The organism is Xanthocytophaga agilis (genome assembly GCF_030068605.1).
GTDB classification, from domain to species: domain Bacteria; phylum Bacteroidota; class Bacteroidia; order Cytophagales; family 172606-1; genus Xanthocytophaga; species Xanthocytophaga agilis.
In genome coordinates this window covers 1-19,328 of sequence record NZ_JASJOU010000006.1, presented here as the reverse complement: position 1 = coordinate 19,328, position 19,328 = coordinate 1, and the positions used below count along the sequence as shown (strand labels likewise).

General features: G+C 35.2%; 14 protein-coding genes, 1 tRNA gene and 1 rRNA gene. 6 read left to right on the top strand and 10 right to left on the bottom strand.

What is annotated here, in order from left to right:
• Positions 1–40 precede the first annotated feature (40 nt).
• From QNI22_RS18180 to QNI22_RS18170, 3 genes are all read right to left on the bottom strand, one after another.
• The gene (locus tag QNI22_RS18180) at positions 41–811 is read right to left on the bottom strand and encodes an exodeoxyribonuclease III (RefSeq protein WP_314512791.1); all 771 of its coding nucleotides are present in this window, start codon (positions 809–811) and stop codon (positions 41–43) included.
• 211 nt (positions 812–1,022) lie between these two features.
• Positions 1,023–1,367, bottom strand: a complete 345-nt coding sequence (locus tag QNI22_RS18175; protein ID WP_314512789.1) for a hypothetical protein — start codon at positions 1,365–1,367, stop codon at positions 1,023–1,025.
• A 13-nt stretch (positions 1,368–1,380) separates the two neighbouring features.
• Positions 1,381–1,728 carry a carboxymuconolactone decarboxylase family protein gene (locus QNI22_RS18170; protein WP_313992364.1) on the bottom strand — a complete coding sequence of 116 codons (348 nt, stop codon included), beginning with the start codon at positions 1,726–1,728 and terminating at the stop codon, positions 1,381–1,383.
• A gap of 143 nt (positions 1,729–1,871) precedes the next feature.
• On the opposite strand from QNI22_RS18170, the gene QNI22_RS18165 reads away from it, so the two are divergent.
• Positions 1,872–2,558: a ComF family protein gene (locus tag QNI22_RS18165; RefSeq protein ID WP_314512788.1), complete on the top strand. Its 687-nt coding sequence runs from the start codon at positions 1,872–1,874 to the stop codon at positions 2,556–2,558.
• 263 nt (positions 2,559–2,821) lie between these two features.
• On the opposite strand, the gene QNI22_RS18160 is transcribed toward QNI22_RS18165, so the two are convergent.
• From QNI22_RS18160 to mfd, 3 genes are all read right to left on the bottom strand, one after another.
• Positions 2,822–3,454 carry a hypothetical protein gene (locus QNI22_RS18160; protein ID WP_314512786.1) on the bottom strand — a complete coding sequence of 211 codons (633 nt, stop codon included), beginning with the start codon at positions 3,452–3,454 and terminating at the stop codon, positions 2,822–2,824.
• Between the two features lie 90 nt (positions 3,455–3,544).
• Positions 3,545–4,741: a gliding motility lipoprotein GldJ gene (gldJ, locus tag QNI22_RS18155; protein WP_314512784.1), complete on the bottom strand. Its 1,197-nt coding sequence runs from the start codon at positions 4,739–4,741 to the stop codon at positions 3,545–3,547.
• 643 nt (positions 4,742–5,384) lie between these two features.
• Positions 5,385–8,735, bottom strand: coding sequence for a transcription-repair coupling factor (gene mfd / locus QNI22_RS18150; protein ID WP_314512782.1), 3,351 nt, complete (start codon positions 8,733–8,735; stop codon positions 5,385–5,387).
• Positions 8,736–9,539: 804 nt separating this feature from the next.
• On the opposite strand from mfd, the gene QNI22_RS18145 reads away from it, so the two are divergent.
• Positions 9,540–10,982 carry a hypothetical protein gene (locus QNI22_RS18145; RefSeq protein ID WP_314512781.1) on the top strand — a complete coding sequence of 481 codons (1,443 nt, stop codon included), beginning with the start codon at positions 9,540–9,542 and terminating at the stop codon, positions 10,980–10,982.
• An 88-nt stretch (positions 10,983–11,070) separates the two neighbouring features.
• Here QNI22_RS18145 and QNI22_RS18140 read toward each other — a convergent pair whose 3' ends face one another.
• The 4 genes from QNI22_RS18140 to QNI22_RS18125 form a co-directional block, all read right to left on the bottom strand.
• Entirely contained in the window at positions 11,071–12,333 is a 1,263-nt protein-coding gene (locus QNI22_RS18140) for a glycosyltransferase family 87 protein (protein ID WP_314512780.1), read from the bottom strand.
• A gap of 121 nt (positions 12,334–12,454) precedes the next feature.
• Entirely contained in the window at positions 12,455–12,874 is a 420-nt protein-coding gene (locus QNI22_RS18135) for a response regulator (protein WP_313981585.1), read from the bottom strand.
• Between the two features lie 364 nt (positions 12,875–13,238).
• Positions 13,239–14,771: an L-piperidine-6-carboxylate dehydrogenase gene (gene amaB, locus QNI22_RS18130; protein WP_314512778.1), complete on the bottom strand. Its 1,533-nt coding sequence runs from the start codon at positions 14,769–14,771 to the stop codon at positions 13,239–13,241.
• Between the two features lie 486 nt (positions 14,772–15,257).
• Positions 15,258–16,691 (bottom strand): trypsin-like peptidase domain-containing protein, encoded by a 1,434-nt coding sequence (locus tag QNI22_RS18125; protein ID WP_314512776.1) that lies wholly within the window; start codon positions 16,689–16,691, stop codon positions 15,258–15,260.
• A 476-nt stretch (positions 16,692–17,167) separates the two neighbouring features.
• Here QNI22_RS18125 and QNI22_RS18120 point away from each other — a divergent pair.
• The 4 genes from QNI22_RS18120 to QNI22_RS18105 form a co-directional block, all read left to right on the top strand.
• A tRNA-Asn gene (locus QNI22_RS18120) sits at positions 17,168–17,241 on the top strand.
• 100 nt (positions 17,242–17,341) lie between these two features.
• Positions 17,342–18,022: a tRNA (adenosine(37)-N6)-threonylcarbamoyltransferase complex dimerization subunit type 1 TsaB gene (gene tsaB / locus QNI22_RS18115; protein ID WP_314512774.1), complete on the top strand. Its 681-nt coding sequence runs from the start codon at positions 17,342–17,344 to the stop codon at positions 18,020–18,022.
• A gap of 16 nt (positions 18,023–18,038) precedes the next feature.
• Positions 18,039–18,560, top strand: a complete 522-nt coding sequence (locus QNI22_RS18110) for a DUF2480 family protein (protein WP_314512772.1) — start codon at positions 18,039–18,041, stop codon at positions 18,558–18,560.
• Positions 18,561–19,223: 663 nt separating this feature from the next.
• Positions 19,224–19,328: ribosomal RNA gene (locus QNI22_RS18105) — 16S ribosomal RNA — on the top strand; the annotation flags it as partial.

Here is a 19,328-nt window from a genome sequence, read left to right as displayed (position 1 = left end):
AAATTAATAAACCTGGGAAAGGTTCAAAGGGTTTAAGAAATTAAACCTCCAATTTGATCATAATTGGGCAATGATCTGAAAAACAAATGTCTGTTAATAATTCAGCTTCCTGTATATTGGCTTCAATTGATCTACTGGCAAAGAAATAGTCAATGCGCCATCCAAGGTTTTTGGCTCTGGCATTAGCTCTGTAAGTCCACCATGAATACTGTTGCTTCTGAGGATTCTTATATCGAAAGGTATCTACAAAACCAGCTTCCAGAAACTCACTTACCCATTGACGTTCCTCAGGTAAGAAACCTGTAGATTTTTGATTGGCTTTAGGATTATGTATGTCAATTTCCTGGTGAGCAATATTGAAGTCTCCACAAAGTATAAGCGGTTTATTTTGCTCTTGCTGAATAGATACAACATATTGTTTGAAGTGATCTAGCCATTTCATCTTAAATGATTGGCGTATTTCTCCAGATGTGCCTGAAGGTACATATACATTAATTAGAGAAAACTTTTTTGTATCAAAGCGGAGTATACGTCCTTCTATGTCATATTCCTCCATTCCACTTCCTTGAATGATCTGAAGAGCCGGTTGTTTAGCTAGAATAGCTACTCCACTATATCCTTTTTTTTGTGCCGGATACCAATGGGTATAGGTATAGCCTAATCCTTCAAATAAAGGGTTAAGGTGTTCAGGTGTATCAAATTTTACTTCCTGCAAACAAATGATATCAGGTTGTTCTTTCTTTAACCATTCCAGAAAGCCTTTCTGCAAGCCTGATCGTAATCCATTGATATTAAAAGATATAATCTTCATAAAAGGGAATGCGGTACATATTTTCCTTTTACATACAAATAAGGAATCGGTGTTACAATATCTTTTCCAAAACTGCCTATAAACAAACTAGGAGACTTCAATAACTAATTATCTTTGAATCTTGGTTATTAATTGTCTCTATACTATTTATAAAAGATGGGCTTTAATATCCATCCATTAAACAGAATAAAAAGGTAACTAAACAAATTAGTTATATACCCACTTCATTCTGGAAATAGTTAATCACATACTCTTTAAGCATTTTTTCCTGAGATAATAGATCAGAGAAAGGAAGTCTTTGCACTAGTTTCCAATGTGGCCATCCGTCGGTATCTCTATAATCAAATTCGTAATAACCAACTTGACTTAGTACCTTACATATACCTATATGCATTAGGTCTTGTTTCTGTTCTTTGGTAAAATGTAATACCCCTTTGCCTAGTTCCTGAACACCAATTAAAAATAATACCCCATTTAAATCAGCGGGTCGTTTACCTATAGATTGTTCCAGCTTTGTGAGGAGTTGATCCCATTGTACTTCAAGTGTATCTTCCATAATATATCAGAGCTCAGTTTTTGTTTAATGCTTGCCAATATTCTACTGCTCTGCGAAGATGTGGTATGACAATCGTACCACCTATTAGATTAGCAATAGAAAATACTTCAAATATCTGTTGGTCTGTAACTCCCAGTTCGTGGCATTTTCCCAGGTGGTATTTTACACAATCGTCGCATCGTAATACCATAGAACATGCTAACCCAATCATTTCTTTTGTTACTACATCTACAGTACCCGGTTCATAGCAGTTTGTATCCAGGTTAAACAATCTATTAATGATTAGATTTTTTGCGCCAGATATTTGTTCGTTCATCCGGCTTCGGTATGCATTGAATTCTTCTACAAGTGGATCTGCCATATATATTTGGAATAAAATGAATAAAAAAAGTTATCTATGTCTATGTTGTAATATTCTTCTTAGAATTTGGGTTGCGAATGTACACAATGTACTGCTATTTTAATGAGAATTTGTTGGATAATACATTATAACATATAATAGCTATGAGTTTGTTCGAAGATTTCCTGGAGTTGATCTTTCCTGAATATTGTCTTATGTGTAATGGAAGTCTTTTAAAGAATGAAAAACAGATTTGTTTATACTGCAGGTATCACTTACCTTTAACTAATTACCACAATGATCCAAATAATGCATTGATGCAACGGTTTGCAGGAAAGGTAAATGTTAAATATGCCTGGGCGTTTTTAAAGTTTACAAAAGGAGGGAAGGTACAGAATGTCTTACATCATTTGAAATATAATGGGAAAAAGGATGTAGGTATACTTTTGGGTAAGTGGTATGGAAGTGAATTAAGAAAACGAGAATATCATACAGAATTTGATAGTATCATACCTGTACCGCTGCATGCATCAAAGTTAAAAAAGAGAGGGTATAATCAGTGTGATCCTATTGTGACAGGCCTGTCTTTGCAATTGGGGGTTGCTGCATATCCGGTTGCTTTGAAACGAAATATTCATACTTCTAGCCAGACAAAATTAAGTAGAATGGAGCGGTATGAAAATACTAAAGATATATTTGAAGTAGCAGATTATGAGTCTGTGAGAGATAAGCGAATCTTGTTAGTGGATGATATTGTGACCACTGGCTCTACGCTGGAGTCCTGTATCTTAACGTTGCAAAAAGCAAAGTGTAAAGAAGTAAGTATTGCTTGTTTGGCAGCTGCACAATAGTTACTATAAAATTCTGTTCAGTCTTTCAATAAAAGAAGGTAACACATGTTTGTTAGCCAAAGTAAAAAACGAACAGAAATCGAATCACTTTTTTTGTTTGACCATAATTCTGGTCACTTCACAAAAATATTCGAATAATGGTCAGTTTGAAGTTTGACTATACTTTTGTTCACTTTTTCTGGTGACCAAAGCTTTGTTCAATCTCATTGATGGCTAGAATACCAATCATACATACATGATAAATAGAAATAGAGTTGAAGTGGCTAAAATGGGTGAATATTCTTATTAAACCAATCTTCTGCAGAGGATGCCTTTACTTCAATCTCAACTTTTTTATCTAACTTCTGCTGACCATTTTTGATAGAGTTATCTATCATTGTATGAGAGATACATTCTTTTTCAGTAAGGCCAAATTTTGTTAATAATTCTGCTATTCGCTCTCCTCCAAATTTAATGAAAAAAGGCTCCTCCAATGCATTATAAAATTGTACAACAGGCTTTTCCTTAAAATTATTTAATTGAAATAAACAGTTGTATTCTACACTCCATTTAGGATAGTGTTCTGCAAAGTGGAATGTCAGATTTTTTGAGATAGCACCAAGTACCTTGGTAATGTTTGGATGTGCAAGGAGATCAGCTGAAAGCAATAAAATTGCTTTTTCATCATGTAAATCCTCCTGAAGACTTTCCAAATGTGTAAAGGCCAATCCTCGTTTCTCCAATACATTTTTTACTTCCTGTATAGTTTTAGGAAAGAATGCAACAATAATGGGATAGACCTCCTGTTCCAATAATTCACAAAGAGCCTCATATTTATGTATTTTCTTTTCCCAGGTTTTATCTGAATGCCTGATATAGGTATTTTCTGGCTTCTTTTTAAATAAGAAAGAAAACATAGTGGTCTTTGTCTAAATGAGAAGAGATTGGATAGGCAGAAACAAAAAAGCCTCCACGAGAGCGGAGGCTTTTTACATTTTTTCTTTTTATTAACGGTTAGAACCTGCATTAATCATTGCACAACGGAAGCCGATAGTTGCTGTTGCTGAATCTTCTTCCAAATAACGACGAGTACCTGGTGATAACCAATATGCCACATCTTTCCAAGAACCTCCTTTGTAAACCCGTACTTGATCATCAATCAGAGAGTTGTTGTTTTTCTTATCATAATTATCGGCTTTATCCAAATAACCACTACGACGAAGTGGGTTCAAATCATCAAAATCCTGATAAGAGTTTGGACGATATACGTCATATACCCATTCATTTACGTTTCCTGCCATGTTATACAAACCGAAATCGTTTGGTGGGTTCTCATATACTTGGCTAGTGATCAACGCTGCATCATTTAGCTTGCCTGCGATACCAGCATAGTCGCCACGACCGCGTTTAAAGTTTGCTAGGAAGCGTCCCATTTGTTTGCCATAAGGGTTACGCAGTGCGTGTCCATCCCAAGGATAAATTCGTTTGTTTGTTTGGTTTTCATCAAGATACTGAACTCCAATTAAAGCGTAAGCTGCATATTCCCATTCCGCTTCAGATGGCAGACGATAATTTGGAAGAACTACACCTGATTCAAGTGGGATACGTCCTCCACCATCAGAAGGTGGCTCGATACCTGCATCTTCAGCTAGTTTTTTGTTTACAACGTTGGTACGCCATGTAGAATAATCTACCGCTTGTTTCCATGAAACACCTACAATAGGATAGTAACGGAAACCAGGGTAACGAAGATAGTGATCACGATACGAGTCATTGAACGCTAGTTCGCTTGTCCATACTGTTGTATCTGGTAGGGCAGATTGGTAAAATTCTTCAGAAGAGTCTTTTTGAATATAATATAAGTATTCTAACCAGTGAATATTGGCGATCTCTGTCTCGTCCATCCAGAAAGATTGTACACTGACGGTTCTTTCAATATTATCGTGTGAATTGGTTAAATCTTCTTCCGCTGAACCCATTACAAAGCGTCCACCTTCAATGAATACAAGGTTTGGACCTTGAGGCTGTCCTTTAAAGTCCGGAACTTGAAAACCATCATCTTCATTGTATGCAAGGCCAGTCGCCGTACTTTCCTGGCCAGGGTTCGCTGCCGTAGGATACTTGTCTTTCTTACACGATGCTAATGCTAGCAGCAGGGAACCTGCCAACATAACATGTGTAGTTGAACGCCAGAGCTTATTCATAACCTGTTTTTTGTTAAATAATGAATTATATTAAACACTTATTTTCAGAATTGTTTCTCATCAGATTTCTAGGATCCAGATAACTTTTAATTATAAGAGAATCTATATGATACAACAACTATTAAATACACTTTTAATTCTGCTACGAAAATGCACGGTTTTCGTGGAATAATAAATTGATTACCGAAAGAAAATCGATGTATGTAATAAAAATTAAAATTCCGTAAAATAAATTTTGGCAGATAGGGTGCCTCTATTTTTCCAAACCAATCACATCTATCAAAAAAGAGCAGAGGTAAATTGGAATCTTACCTTAACTTATCGTAAATCAATCTGTTTCTGCTATTTGAGCTGACTATATAGTCAAAATAGAGTCCAGACAAAAATACGGTTTTGTTACATAGATTAACGGAATCTATAGTTAATTTAGTCTTCCTAAGACGTGCAATTTTAAGATTTTGTTACAAAAATTGCAGCATAGTCGGATGGACGTTTTGTTTAATCTCCAATGGAACGAATATTACCTGCCTGATATTGCCTTTTTTGTATCCAATATTTTTCTGAAACACAAATGATCGTCTGATTTTTCTGTATCTAGAATGGATAGTAAAGGTATAGAGAAAAAGATATTGTATGAGTTAAACTATATAACCATTTTAGCTTTTTCATCTATTACAGATAATATCTCCTTAGCCTGACTAATAGATTTGATTTCATCAAATATTAGGATGAGTTTGTCCTTTGCCTCTTTGAGTCTGCACTTTCTTGGATTTTGTTGAATATAATGTAAAATATTACCAAAAACATCAGACTTAAAATATTTTTCGTTGTCTGCAGGGACAAAATAACCCTTCATAGTTCCGTTTTTCAGGGTTAGTTTCTCAAAACCTAATCTCTCTGCTATCCATCGAAGCCGGACCATTTCAATTAGATCTTTTACTTCTTCTGGCATCTGTCCAAATCGATCAATTATTTCGGTTGTAAACTTCTCCAACTCTGTTTCCTCTTTGATGTTATCCAGTTGTGAATAGAGGTTTAGTCTTTCTGAAATACTGGGTACATAGGTCTCCGGAATAATAATAGACAGATCAGATTCAATGACACAATCAGTTATCAATTCTTTTACATTGATTTCATCCGCAAAGAGCTCTTTGAACTCTTCTTCCTTCAATTCCTGAATAGCATCGTCTAATATTTTATGATACGTTTCAAAGCCCAAATCTGAAATAAATCCACTCTGCTCTGCTCCTAATAGATTTCCCGCTCCGCGAATATCCAGATCTCGCATTGCTATTTTGAATCCATCTCCCAGATCTGAGAATTCCTCAAGAGTATGTAGTCTTTTTCTCGAATCAGAACTCAGTGCGGAAGGAGGAGGAGTTAACAGGTAACAATAGGCTTTGCGATTGCTTCGGCCTACACGGCCGCGCATCTGATGAAGATCTGCCAATCCAAACTGATGAGCTCTATCAATAATAATAGTATTCGCATTTGGAATATCCAGGCCAGATTCAATAATATTGGTAGAAAGTAATACATCATACTCTCCATCTATAAACTTAAGCATGGTTTTTTCAAGTTTACTTCCTTCCATCTGCCCATGAGCTACACCAATTTTTGCATCAGGAACTAATCGTAAAATAGTATCGCCAAGTTCAACTATATCGTTAATACGATTATGAACAAAAAACACTTGACCTCCCCGGCGTAGTTCTTCACTGATCGCATCACGAATCATTTCCTCGCTAAATGTCTGAACTTCTGTAGTTACCGGCTGGCGGTTTGGTGGTGGCGTTGCGATAATAGAAAGATCACGGGCTCCCATCAAAGAGAAATGAAGAGTACGGGGAATCGGAGTTGCTGTCAATGTGAGTACATCTACATTCACTCGCATTTCCTTTAATTTATCTTTGGTTTTGACACCAAATTTTTGCTCCTCATCAATAATCAGGAGTCCCAGGTTTTTAAATTTAACATCACTTCCTACAAGCCGGTGTGTTCCTATGAGAATATCTATACTGCCATCCGCTACTTTTTGTAGTGTTTCCTTGATTTGTTGAGTAGTTTTAAATCGATTGACATATTCTACCCGAACAGGAAACTTTTCAAGTCGTTCTTTAAATGTTTTGTAATGCTGCATGGCAAGTACAGTAGTGGGTACCAGTACCGCTACTTGTTTACCATCTGTAGCGGCTTTAAATGCTGCCCGAATAGCAACCTCTGTCTTCCCAAAACCAACATCACCACATACAAGCCTGTCCATAGGATGAGCCTGCTCCATATCTTTCTTCACATCTGCAGTAGCTTTGGCTTGATCTGGCGTATCCTCATACAAGAAAGAAGATTCTAGTTCAGCTTGTAAGAAGCTATCTTTGGAATAGGCAAACCCAGGTGCTGCTTTGCGTTTGGCATACAGGCTGATAAGTTCTTTGGCAATATCCTTGACCTGTTTCTTGATCCTGGATTTCTTATTTTCCCATTCTGGTGAGCCAAGTTTGCTCATCTGTGGGGGATTGCCATCCTTACCTGTATACTTTGATATTTTGTGAAGCGAATAAATACTCACATATAAGAGATCATCATCTCTAAATACAAGTCTGATCGCTTCTTGTTGGCTGCCATTCACTTCTATCTTTTCCAATCCGGCAAACCTTCCAATACCATAGTCAATATGTGTGACATAATCACCTGGCTGCAAAGTCCGCAATTCCCGTAGGGTCATTGCCTTTGATTTAGAAAATCGTTCTTTTGCCTTGTATCTATGGAACCGATCAAAAATCTGGTGATCTGTATAACAGGCAATTTTAATATTATGATCTATAAACCCTTCCCGAAAGGCAAGGTTCAGAGATTGATAATTAATATAAGGGCTGATTTCCTGGAAAATAGTATTCAAGCGTTCATGTTGCCTGATTGAATCTGCTGCAATGACATTGACGTAACCATGGGTAAGGTTATCCTGAAGGTTTGTTGCTAAGAGATTAAAGTCTTTATTAAAGGATGGTTGAGCAGAAGCAGGGTATTCTATCTTTTGTGCATTCTTGAAATAAAATTTTTTCCCGAATTCAATAACACGTTTTTCTTTTAGCTGATTGAGAAAATTGCGTCGGGTATCAAATAATTCTCCTGGTTCTGAAATAAGCTTGGGCTCTTTGGTTGCTTCATATGTTTCAGTTGCTTTCTCAAAATATTTATCAATTACTTCTAATGTAAGCTCTATATCCTTTGCCCAAATTCCAGCATCTTTAGGAAGAAAGCTCAAAAAAGTTTCTCTTGATTCAACTATTATCTTGCTTTGTATATTAGGAACGATAGATACTTGTGATGCGGTTGCAACAGATAATTGAGTATCAGGATTAAAAGTACGTATACTTTCAATTTCATCACCAAACAATTCAATCCGATAGGGGAGATCATTTGCAAAAGAGAAAACATCTACAATACCACCTCGAATAGAAAATTGTCCAGCTTCATAAACGAAATCCGTTTTATCAAAATCATAGCTAAGCAAGAATTCAGCAATAAAATTGGTATCCAGTTTTTCACCTACACGTGCGACAAAAGTATTTTGTACCAGTGATTTTTGACTAATTACTTTTTCTGTTAGTGCTTCCGGATAGGTAACAATAAGCTCATGGCCTCCCATACTCAGTTGACTCAGTACTTCTGCTCGACGGAGTATATTGGCATTGTCCGTTTCTATAAATTGATATGGCTTTCTATATGAGGTTGGAAAAAACAGAATTTCTTTATCTGGCAGTAAATTTTGAAGGTCATTTAGAAAATAAGCGGCTTCTTCTTTCTCATGTAAGATAAATAGATGAGTTTGTGGCTTTCTAAGATATAAAGCTACTGCCAATACTGCGTCGAGGCTTCCCACTATCCCTTTGCATTGCAAATGCACGGGATTTTGAATATTATATGCGAACAATCTTTCAATAGTCTGTATCAGACTGTCTTCGCGGTATAACTGAAGAAAATCTTTACTCTTCAATGTCGTAAATAGTAGATTGAAATTACAAATTTATAAAAGAAAGAGGAATGCTGCTTGATAAGAGCAAGGAAAACATACCTCAATTAGTTAATATCAACGGTTTTACAAATCTATTGTTAAATAGATCTTAAACGTAAAGCAGTCATACTTGTGGTATTTTATTGAAGTCAATGAGTGGTTTTTACAGATGGTGTACTAGCTCTTCAAAAAAATGTGTTTATTTTCCTCAAGAACGTAAATGAATAAAACAAAGTTCTGACTTAGTTTTGTTATGTTTGTACTATAAATAGTGCTTTTTTGGGGTAACTTATTTTTTACAGTTATCGCAAAAACGAGATGTATTGAAATAATGATTTTTTGTAAAAAGTTGCTTGAAATACCTGATAGAATAGAAAGAAAAAAAATATTCTTACAAGTAACCTTAGAGGTGATAATTGCACAAACGCCTATGAACTTATTAACTTTCAGAAACAAAACAGAAAAAGTCAGGAAGATGTAGTAAATGTTAACAGATAGCAGGTATGACTAAGACAGATTTGATAAAAAACAGAGAGAGAATAAATAATAAAAAAAAATTAGTATACTTGGATCGCAAAATTATAACTTATTGTAAAACAAGATGTTTGTATATACTAATAGATAAGTCTTTCATTAAAATATAATGTTTTATCAATATATTGGCTGATTTAATGGTTTCTCAGGCCGGAAATACTTTTTTATTTACATACTTTTATTGAAGACGTTTACATCCGAACCTGATAAACAATACTCCTAATAACATACGTTTTTACTAATTTAATTACTATGGCAAAGCTCAAAAATATTATCAAGCAATTGTCTCCGGAAGATTACGATGCCATCTATAACCAGTTGATGACAAGTAATGCTGAAAAATCAGCTTACCTTCTAAAGTTCATGCGTGAGAAACAATTGTCTGATAGTAAGATTATGGAACAACTTGACGTAAATACCAATGCGTATTATACGTTGCGTTCACGCCTGAATCAAAAAATTGAAGAATATCTTCTTCAACAGATGGAGAGTCCGCGTACAGACTTGTTGAAGAAAGTTGCCAATATTACTGAAATCCTTTTTACAAAAAAGAGGGCTATTGCCGTAGCAACACTAAAGAAACTAGAGAAAGAATTGTTGGACTATGATCTTTCTAACGAATTAACGATTATTTATAAAAGTCTTAAAAAATTACACATCAATTCGCCTGACTTCTACAATTACTCTCAAAGTTATAACCGTCATGTGGCCTACATGTTGGCCATAGATAAAGCTGAAGATTTATTATCAGAGTATTTCAAAAAATACGGTAACTATACTCTTTCTGGTACAGAGACTGAGAAACTAGAGTTGACTTACCTCAACAAAGAGATGGAAAACGTGTGTAAGTTGTATCAATCACACCGTTTGTATGTGTATCAGAACTGTATGAGTATTTTCCATCGTTTGTTTGTGGAAAATACAGAAGATCTGGACGATGATCAGGAGCCAATTGAAGACGTATTGAATAATGTTGAAAAGATATTCCAGCAATATAATCTGGATACAGTATACTATCACTTGAAATTAGTATTCGAATTTTTAAAACTGGAATACTATACACACTATAAGGTATATAAGAAAGCTGAAAAATACTTTGACGAGGTAAACGATGCTGCTAGTACGTTATTAACCAACTACAGTTTATATACATATCCGGCACAATTCCTATTCACTAAGATACAGCGCCATATTCGCTTGGATACAGAGCAGACGATGTATGATGAAAACGAAGGTTTATTCCAGGATTATGAAGCCGATGCCTATGACTTACCAAAGTATACAGGATATGTAGTATATAGAGCTGTTTGCTGTTATTACTCTAAAAAATATGATGAGGCAGCGCGTTGGGTTAATAATCTGTTGAATGAAATGAGTTTGAAGAAGTACCCAATTGCCCATTTGGAAGTAAAGTTGCTGCTAGCATTGCAATATTGTTTGCTGAATGATTATGAATTATTTAGTCAGCTTCTTAATAGTATCCAGCGTCAGATTCGGATTATGGGTAAAGATGAGTGTGAGCATATGCTTGTTTTTACTAAGATTATGAAGACTTCCTTATATGATAGCAAAAACGGAAAAGCTGCTAAGATTCGTGGATTAATTGATAAATTACAAAAAATCAATGTAAAAGGTTTTACTGTGATTACATTGATTAAAATGGATGAAAGCTTTGTTGCAAGATTATCTTCATAAAAGACTATTGTTATTCCTATTAACATCAAAGCCTCTAACTGCTTTAAAGTTAGAGGCTTTGGTCTTTTATATAATCAAGTACAACTTATCAGTTTTTAACTAATGATTCTATTTTAGATGGAGGGCACATAAGCAAAGCTGGAACGAGAAGAATGGCAGCTATAGTAAGAATTTGAAAGTGCTGCAATACATCGTAAATGTATCTTCCAATGATATCGCTCCCAATTATTGGTGTAAAGAAAAAGGATGCTAAAATAAATATTCCCAAAGGGAAGTATATCTCTTTGCTTCTTTGAAATTGAAAATGTATTATAAAATAATAAAGGAGATAAATAATAGCGGGAAACAAATAAATGTATGCATATTTTTGCTGGTGAGGAAACAATAGTGGAGTGCAAATGAACAGATATGTATATTCCCAGTAATCTTTTAAGACAGCCACGTTTTTTTTAAATGGAAGTGTTCGGAGAAATACGAGTGTAAATACTACAAAAAGTAATCTTACACAATTTAATACTAACTGTGTGACCTCATAACTAAGATTAATAAAATTACGTTTAATAGGAAGTCCACCTACTGTATCAGTAATATATACAGGAACCAAACTGGATAAGCTATGGACACCAAGTCCGGCTTCAATAGTATGTTCACTATTTGAAGGATTTATAATTTTCCACCACTCAGTTAACAGAAATTGATTGTATTCAATACCTAAAAAGATTGCAGGCAGATAGAGCAAACACAGAAAAACAATAATTGCTACAGTAAAACCTTTAAATTCTCTACGAAATAAAAGATAGGGTAAAAATAGAATAGGAAGCAATTTTATATTTGTTGCAATACCCAATAATATACCTCCCTTTATATATTTATCTTCTTTGAATAAATGAAGGCTTTCAAGTGTTGCCCATAATAAGAATATTGTTACCTGAATCATTGAAAAGTTGTACATAATAAAACGTACAATTAAGAAGAATGCTAACAATACCCATCTCAATTTGTTTTTTTGAATAAGAATCTCTTTATCAAAATAAGTAGTGGATAATTGCCAAATACGATAAAGCCAAAATGCTGAGAGAAGAGACCATATAGTTTCGGAAATAATAAAAGGAAGAGAAGAAAAAGGACTTAATACTAAGGCAAAAAAAGGACTATAATAATATTGAAGGCCTTTGAAGAAAGGAGGCTGATAAATATTTTCAAAGTTTTTTAACCTCCGTGCTGAATCCAAATATACATCAAAGTCACCGCCATCTGTTGCTGTTATAATGCAACAAATAAGGACAAATAGTAAAAAAATGGTAGTGCCTATCGTCTTTTTAGTAAATGCTGTTTGAGAAAGTATTTGCATACGACTTGTCTTGTAAAGGAATTTGGATATATAGTATTTGTAGGTAAAAAATAGCTATCAATAAAAAAACCTGTACTCATATTGAATACAGGTGGGTTTTGTATCTGGCAGGATACTGTCTTTAGATTCCTAATTTTTTCAGACTATCCTGGGTGAGAGGTTTATTTACGTATTTTTTTACATAATCATATTTCTTGGATTTGCTCATATCCTGTGGATTTATTGAAGAAGTGAGCATCACGATTTTGCAATATTCTTTAGTCTCTTTTGATAATTTCTCAAATTCATCCAGAAACTGGAAGCCATCCATCAAGGGCATATCTATATCCAGAAAAATTAACTCAGGCAAGGTTACATTATTAGTTACGGCAGCAATTTTTTCCATATTCTTCAAAAACTCGATTGCACTTTTTCCACCAGTATGGGTAAAAATATGCTTGGCAATACCTGCCGATTCAATAATCTTCTGGTTTATGAGGTTATCAATCTCATTGTCGTCAATCAACATAATGGTGTTGAACCTCTGAGTATTTTCTGCCATAATAAAAACTATTTTAATGCGTCTTGGTTTAAAATCGGTTACAAGGTATAATATTCAGTAACAATTCCAAAGTTTAATTTTTGCCAAATCATTACAAGGTGAGAAAATTACCTAAAAATAAAGTTAATATTTATATTGTTGATAGTCAGATAATTAGTGGGTGCTTTTTTTTCAAAAATATGGTTTTTTAAACATTAATTGCAAGGAAATTACAAAAAAGAGGTAATATCTATACATTTATTCATCTGATTCACAAATACTTTATTGGAATATAGGTGAAATGATTAAAAGGGGAAGGAGAGAACTTTATTGAATAAAAGACAGCCTTCTCCCTCTAAATTTTGACCATATACTTAAAAAAGTATTATACTTCAAATGTAATGCCTTGAGCAAGAGGGAGTTCGTTGCTGTAATTAATAGTGTTTGTTTGACGACGCATATAGGCTTTCCATGCATCAGAGCCGGATTCTCTACCTCCACCAGTTTCTTTTTCTCCTCCGAAGGCTCCTCCTATTTCAGCACCAGAAGTGCCTATATTGACATTTGCGATACCACAATCCGAGCCCGCATATGACAGGAAAATCTCCACTTCGCGCAAATCAAGTGAAAAAATAGCAGAGGATAAGCCTTGCTGTACATTATTCTGAATTGCTATAGCATTTTCAAGGTTACCTTTGTATTGAATAAGGTATAAAATAGGCCCAAATGTTTCCTCCTGAACTATTGCATAATCATTTTGTGCTTCTACTAATGCTGGTGTTACATAAGTTCCTGTACTGTATTTCTCTCCTGATAAAATTTCTCCACCAGCCAGGATTTTACCACCTGCTTTCTTTACTTCATTAAGTGCTTGAGTGAAATTTTGAGCAGCCTGTTTATCAATAAGCGGTCCTACAAGGACTCCATCCTCCAATGGATTACCAATAGGTAATTTAACATAGATACTTACTAACCGCTCTACAACTGTTTGATAGATTGATTCATGTATAATTAATCTTCTTGTAGATGTACAACGCTGGCCACATGTTCCTACAGCACCAAAAGTTACGGCTCGTATTGCCATTTCCAGATCTGCATTGGGAGTAATGATGATCGCATTATTTCCTCCAAGTTCCAGTAATGATTTTCCTAAACGATTGGCAACAGTTTCACCAACTTTTCGTCCCATCCGAGTAGAACCTGTGGCTGAAATAAGAGGAACTCGTTTGTCTGATGCAAGACTATGTCCAATAGTTGCATCTCCCAATATCAGATTGAAAATCCCTTCTGGTAAGTTGTTTTCTGTAAGCACTTTGCTTATAATCCGCTGGCAGGCAATAGCACTCAAGGGAGTTTTTTCAGATGGTTTCCAGATACAAACATTTCCACAAACTGCAGCCAACATAGCATTCCATGACCAGACAGCAACAGGAAAATTGAATGCAGAAATAATTCCAACGATCCCTAATGGATGATATTGCTCATACATACGATGGAGAGGCCTTTCTGAATGCATTGTTAATCCATACAATTGTCTGGATAGACCAACAGCAAAATCGCACACATCTATCATTTCTTGAACTTCGCCCAATCCTTCCTGGTAAATTTTTCCCATTTCATAACTGACCAAACGACCAAGAGCCGTTTTATGTTTACGAAGCTCATCTCCAATCTGACGTACTATCTCTCCTCTTTTGGGGGCGGGTATCTGTCTCCAGTGTATAAATGCTGCTTCTGCTGTTTGAACCACATGATTATATTCATCTGGTGTAGCCCATTGTACTGAGGCAATGAGTTTGTTATCGACAGGAGATAATATTTCCTTTTGTTGATTAGATAAAGTGGGACCCCATTTTAAACCAGTACTATATGCTGGGTTATGAGAATCTATATTCAATTGTTTCAAAAAATCCTGCATAAGATAAATAAGCTTGATAGTAGAATAATAATAAAATAAATTTTAGGTTGTCAAAAATACATGATTCATCCCAAATTTTAACCAGAGAATCGCCTGCCTGAGCAATATGTACTGGATTCACATCAAAGAAAGATTTGCGTTTAATTCATGGCAAAAGTTTTGTTGCGCATAGTTTACTACAGCTATTTGCTTGCGGTGAATTCCGATCAGATATTTTTTTTGCCATGAGATATGCACAAGAGACAAAGTGAGCGGAGTTCCGGTCAAAATAAAATCTGTGATTAGTTATACACAGCAACAAAAATGATCGGAGTTGTGATTAAAGGCAAAACAGCTATCAATAAAACTCAATCTACTCATTGATGGAGGAGATTGCCTTGCCCTTGCTAAAAAATAGTTTGCACGAAATTCTGCGCAGATAAAAAATCAGCTTTACAGGAGTCTTGTCCTTACATTTTGGAATGACTCCTGTAACTTAAGACAGCTCTAGGGAGCTATTGCATGATAGCCTTTAGTACCATTTGGAAATACTCCTTCTACTACTATAGCACGCTGACTGTTGTTAATAATTTTAAAAACTTCTTCAGCAGAATTTACTGGCTGACTATCCATTTCAGTAATGATAAAACCTACCCGTATCCCTGCATCTTTTATACGACCATCTGCTATTCGGACAATTTTTACCCCATTGCCAATGCCCAAAGATTTTTTCTCCTGGGAACTAGCCGGCGCCATATCGGCTCCAAATATATTTATTGTTTTAGCAAATTTAGGTTTAGGCAATAAGGTATTTCCATTACTATTACGTAATGTAACCCATGTTTTTTGTTCTTGTCCTTCTCGTTCAACCCACACAGCTATCTTGTCACCAGGATGATAAGTACCTACAATACTTTGTAGTTCTGTCATAGAATTAATAGCATAATTATCTATTTTGAAGATGACATCTCCTGATCTGATACCTGCAGCCTGTGCGGCACTTTGTTCATTTATATCCTCAACTAAAACTCCCCTTACTTGTTTTAGGCCATTCTCTTTTGCTTCTTTTGCGTCAACGTCCCGAATATGTACACCCAATAGTGCTCTCTGTACAGAGCCATAATGAAGCAAATCATCCATTACTTTTTTGGTAAGTGAGACAGGAACAGCAAATGAATATCCTTGTGATATACCAGTGTTTGAAGCTATGGCTGTGTTAATCCCCATAAGCTCCCCACGCAGATTAACTAACGCTCCACCACTATTACCAGGATTTACAGCAGCATCTGTTTGAATAAAGGACTCAATTTGTAGATTGTCTTTGTCTTTTAATATATTGATGTTCCTTCCTTTTCCACTTATAATACCAGCTGTAACAGTAGAGGTTAAATCAAAAGGATTACCTATTGCAAGAACCCACTCACCTACATGTAATTGATCCGTATTTCCATATCTGACAAAAGGAAGATTCTCTTCTTCAATTTTTATCAATGCCAGATCAGTTGTAGGATCTGTTCCTATTACAGTACCACTATAACTACGTTTATCTTCCAGAATAACTTCTATCTCAGAGGCTTTTTCAATTACATGGTTATTAGTTGCAATGTAGCCATCTGGTGAGATAATTACTCCTGATCCTGCAGACTCTCTAGGAATAGATCCTTTGAATGGTCCATCAAAACCATGAAAGTCATGAAACCAATCATCAGAACCTTCCTCATTCTCGTCGCCAGTTTCAGGTGAAGAGATACTCAACTGCTCATATCTTGTTTTAATATGTACAACTGCGGGCTTTACTTTTTCTGCGGCATATACGAAATTAAGTCCATCAGGTACTTTCACAGAAAAAGAGGTATCAGTTTTGTGATTAGATACAGGGGATGCAAAAAAACGATTCTGCTTTTGTTCAATTGTCTCATTTTCGATTTCAGGAAATAGCATTTTATAACCAGTTAATGCCACAACGCCCCCTAATAGAGAGGACAAAAACAAACTAATAATATATAAACGCAGATTCATCAGGCAAAAAGAAAATAGGATGGATAATAAAACCAATTGCGGAGTTTAATCTACTAAAGCTCGCATTTCATTAAACGTGTATAGTTATCTTCTAATTATATACATAAGAATAAATGAATAGTTAAGTTTATAGCATTTATGAATAAAGTGATATAAAGTCTATACATGAAGTAGTAAGTAATCTACCGATAAGAAGAATGAAAAGCAAGAAAGAACTCCAATTTTCAGTAGAGGAAAGACTGGACTATAAAAAAATATGTAATTTTTTTTAACGCATAAGTATTTGTTTATTAGGCATTTGTCTGGTTTTCGTGGCTGTGGCAAGAAAAAATATTAAAAAAAACAGGGCTACCTCTTGACAAATATAGGTCCTCTTATTAGTTTTGCAGCCCTGTTAATCCCGAATAGCTCAGTCGGTTAGAGCATCTGACTGTTAATCAGAGGGTCGCTGGTTCGAGCCCAGCTTCGGGAGCCCTACAAACCACATCTTTAGAAGATGTGGTTTTTGTTTTTAGACCTAACAACTTCATAAACTCTTATGTTGTAGTTTCAAGTGTTTATCTTTTCTGGATATGGCCCTCATTTTAAGTATCGAAACTTCTGTCAAAGCATGTTCTGTGGCATTGCACCAATCTGGTAAATTACTTGCGATTTCTCAGTTTCTAGTAGAAAAGGCCACATCACAGATATTGACAGTTGCAATTGAACAGATAATAAAAGATTTGGGATATAGCTTGAATAATTTAGAGGCCATTGCTGTTGCGAAAGGACCTGGTTCATACACAGGGTTGCGTATAGGAATTGCTACTGCCAAAGGACTTTGTTATGCATTGCAGGTGCCTTTGTTAGCTGTTAATACACTTGAGGTAATGACAGAAGATGTAAAACGCTTTTTTTCTATGAGTGAATATCTGTTTTGTCCCATGATAGATGCCAGAAGAATGGAAGTGTTTTGTGCTATATATAATAGAATGGGAGAGGTTATTGCACCTGTTGAAGCAAAGATTATTGATGAGAACTCTTTTATTGATCTCTTAGTTAATAAGAAAATACTCTTTTTTGGTGATGGAGCTATAAAGTGTAAAGATAAGATAACCCATCCAAATGCCATATTTATAGATACTATTATCCCTTCAGCAGTATATGTAGGGGAGATTGCCTGGAAATTTTTTCAGACCAACCAAGTAGAGGATGTTGAAACATTTGAGCCTTTTTATTTAAAAGAATTTGTAAGTACTAAACCTTTATCATAAAATAAAGAAACTGGTTATGGATGCAGAAGCAGAGATTGTAAATCGAGTTGCTAATAGTGGATTACTTACATTAGATCTAGCAGATTATTATCATCCAGGGGAGAGGATAATATATGATTTAAAAGATAATTTGTTTCAGGGATTAATATTAAAAGAAAAAGATTTTCGCCAATTTCTTAAAGAACATGACTGGAGCATCTATAGTGGGAAGAATGTAGCCATTCTATGTTCTGAAGATGCTATCGTTCCAGTGTGGGCTTATATGCTTCTTACTAGTTATCTTGAGCCTTATGCTAATAAAGTTGTTTTTGGAGATCTTCAAAGTTTGGAGCAAGCTCTGTTTCAGGATGCACTTTCAAAAATCACACTTGAAAATTATATAAATGCTAAAGTTGTCGTAAAAGGGTGTGGTGATCTACCTATACCTTCATATGCTTATGTAGAAATTACCAGATTATTACGTCCAATTGTACAAAGTATTATGTATGGTGAGCCTTGTAGTACTGTTCCTATATATAAGAAGCCCAAAAACAGTTAGTTATTATTTTTCATTTAGTCTGTGCAGAAAAATATTTCACAATTATTTTGGAGAAAAGGATTGGGGTATATACTTTTGTAACCCTGCTCGCAAATAAAGAGTCAAAGACGAGCAGCGTAAGAAAAAAAAGAAGAAAATAAATTTTAGATTTTTCTTGCAGCAATCAAAAACAACTTCTACTTTTGCATCCCGATTCGCTGACAAGGCGAAGAAAGAAATAAAAACAGAAGAAGTAGGATAAAGTAAAGGATAGAGGCAGTAAGGAAGTCAAGTAGTGAAAAAATAAAAAAAATAAATTTTCACAAACGCTTGACAGAAAAGAAAAAGAAACGTACCTTTGCATCCCGATTCTGAAAGAAGAAAAGACAAGAGTGGTAAAGTAAAAGTAAGAGTCCAAAATAAGAAAACCAAATTTTATACAGGTTTTTTTGAGAGTGAACAAGAAGTAATACCTGGTTAACTAGGTCTATCTTCCAAAAGTGGAAGAGAAGTTCTTTGAGTGATTGAAGCAAAAGATAGCAAGCAAATAAAGCAAGGTAAGGTTTGCAGAAAGGTTACTTTGAGAAAAGTAGCTAATCGAGCAAATCATCAACTTGATTCCTTTAATAAGAGAGTTATCGGGACAGACACTGTCCTTTAGCAATAAAGGACAAAACTTCATATACTATGGAGAGTTTGATCCTGGCTCAGGATGAACGCTAGCGGCAGGCCTAATACATGCAAGTCGAACGGGTAGCAATACCAGTGGCGCACGGGTGCGTAACGCGT

Coding starts and splice junctions, on each gene's coding strand:
- QNI22_RS18180 (WP_314512791.1), bottom strand. CDS start 811: ATGAAGATTATATCTTTTAATATCAATGGATTACGATCAGGCTTGCAG.
- QNI22_RS18175 (WP_314512789.1), bottom strand. CDS start 1,367: ATGGAAGATACACTTGAAGTACAATGGGATCAACTCCTCACAAAGCTG.
- QNI22_RS18170 (WP_313992364.1), bottom strand. CDS start 1,728: ATGGCAGATCCACTTGTAGAAGAATTCAATGCATACCGAAGCCGGATG.
- QNI22_RS18165 (WP_314512788.1), top strand. CDS start 1,872: ATGAGTTTGTTCGAAGATTTCCTGGAGTTGATCTTTCCTGAATATTGT.
- QNI22_RS18160 (WP_314512786.1), bottom strand. CDS start 3,454: ATGTTTTCTTTCTTATTTAAAAAGAAGCCAGAAAATACCTATATCAGG.
- gldJ (WP_314512784.1), bottom strand. CDS start 4,741: ATGAATAAGCTCTGGCGTTCAACTACACATGTTATGTTGGCAGGTTCC.
- QNI22_RS18145 (WP_314512781.1), top strand. CDS start 9,540: ATGGCAAAGCTCAAAAATATTATCAAGCAATTGTCTCCGGAAGATTAC.
- QNI22_RS18140 (WP_314512780.1), bottom strand. CDS start 12,333: ATGCAAATACTTTCTCAAACAGCATTTACTAAAAAGACGATAGGCACT.
- QNI22_RS18135 (WP_313981585.1), bottom strand. CDS start 12,874: ATGGCAGAAAATACTCAGAGGTTCAACACCATTATGTTGATTGACGAC.
- amaB (WP_314512778.1), bottom strand. CDS start 14,771: ATGCAGGATTTTTTGAAACAATTGAATATAGATTCTCATAACCCAGCA.
- QNI22_RS18125 (WP_314512776.1), bottom strand. CDS start 16,691: ATGCTATTTCCTGAAATCGAAAATGAGACAATTGAACAAAAGCAGAAT.
- tsaB (WP_314512774.1), top strand. CDS start 17,342: ATGGCCCTCATTTTAAGTATCGAAACTTCTGTCAAAGCATGTTCTGTG.
- QNI22_RS18110 (WP_314512772.1), top strand. CDS start 18,039: ATGGATGCAGAAGCAGAGATTGTAAATCGAGTTGCTAATAGTGGATTA.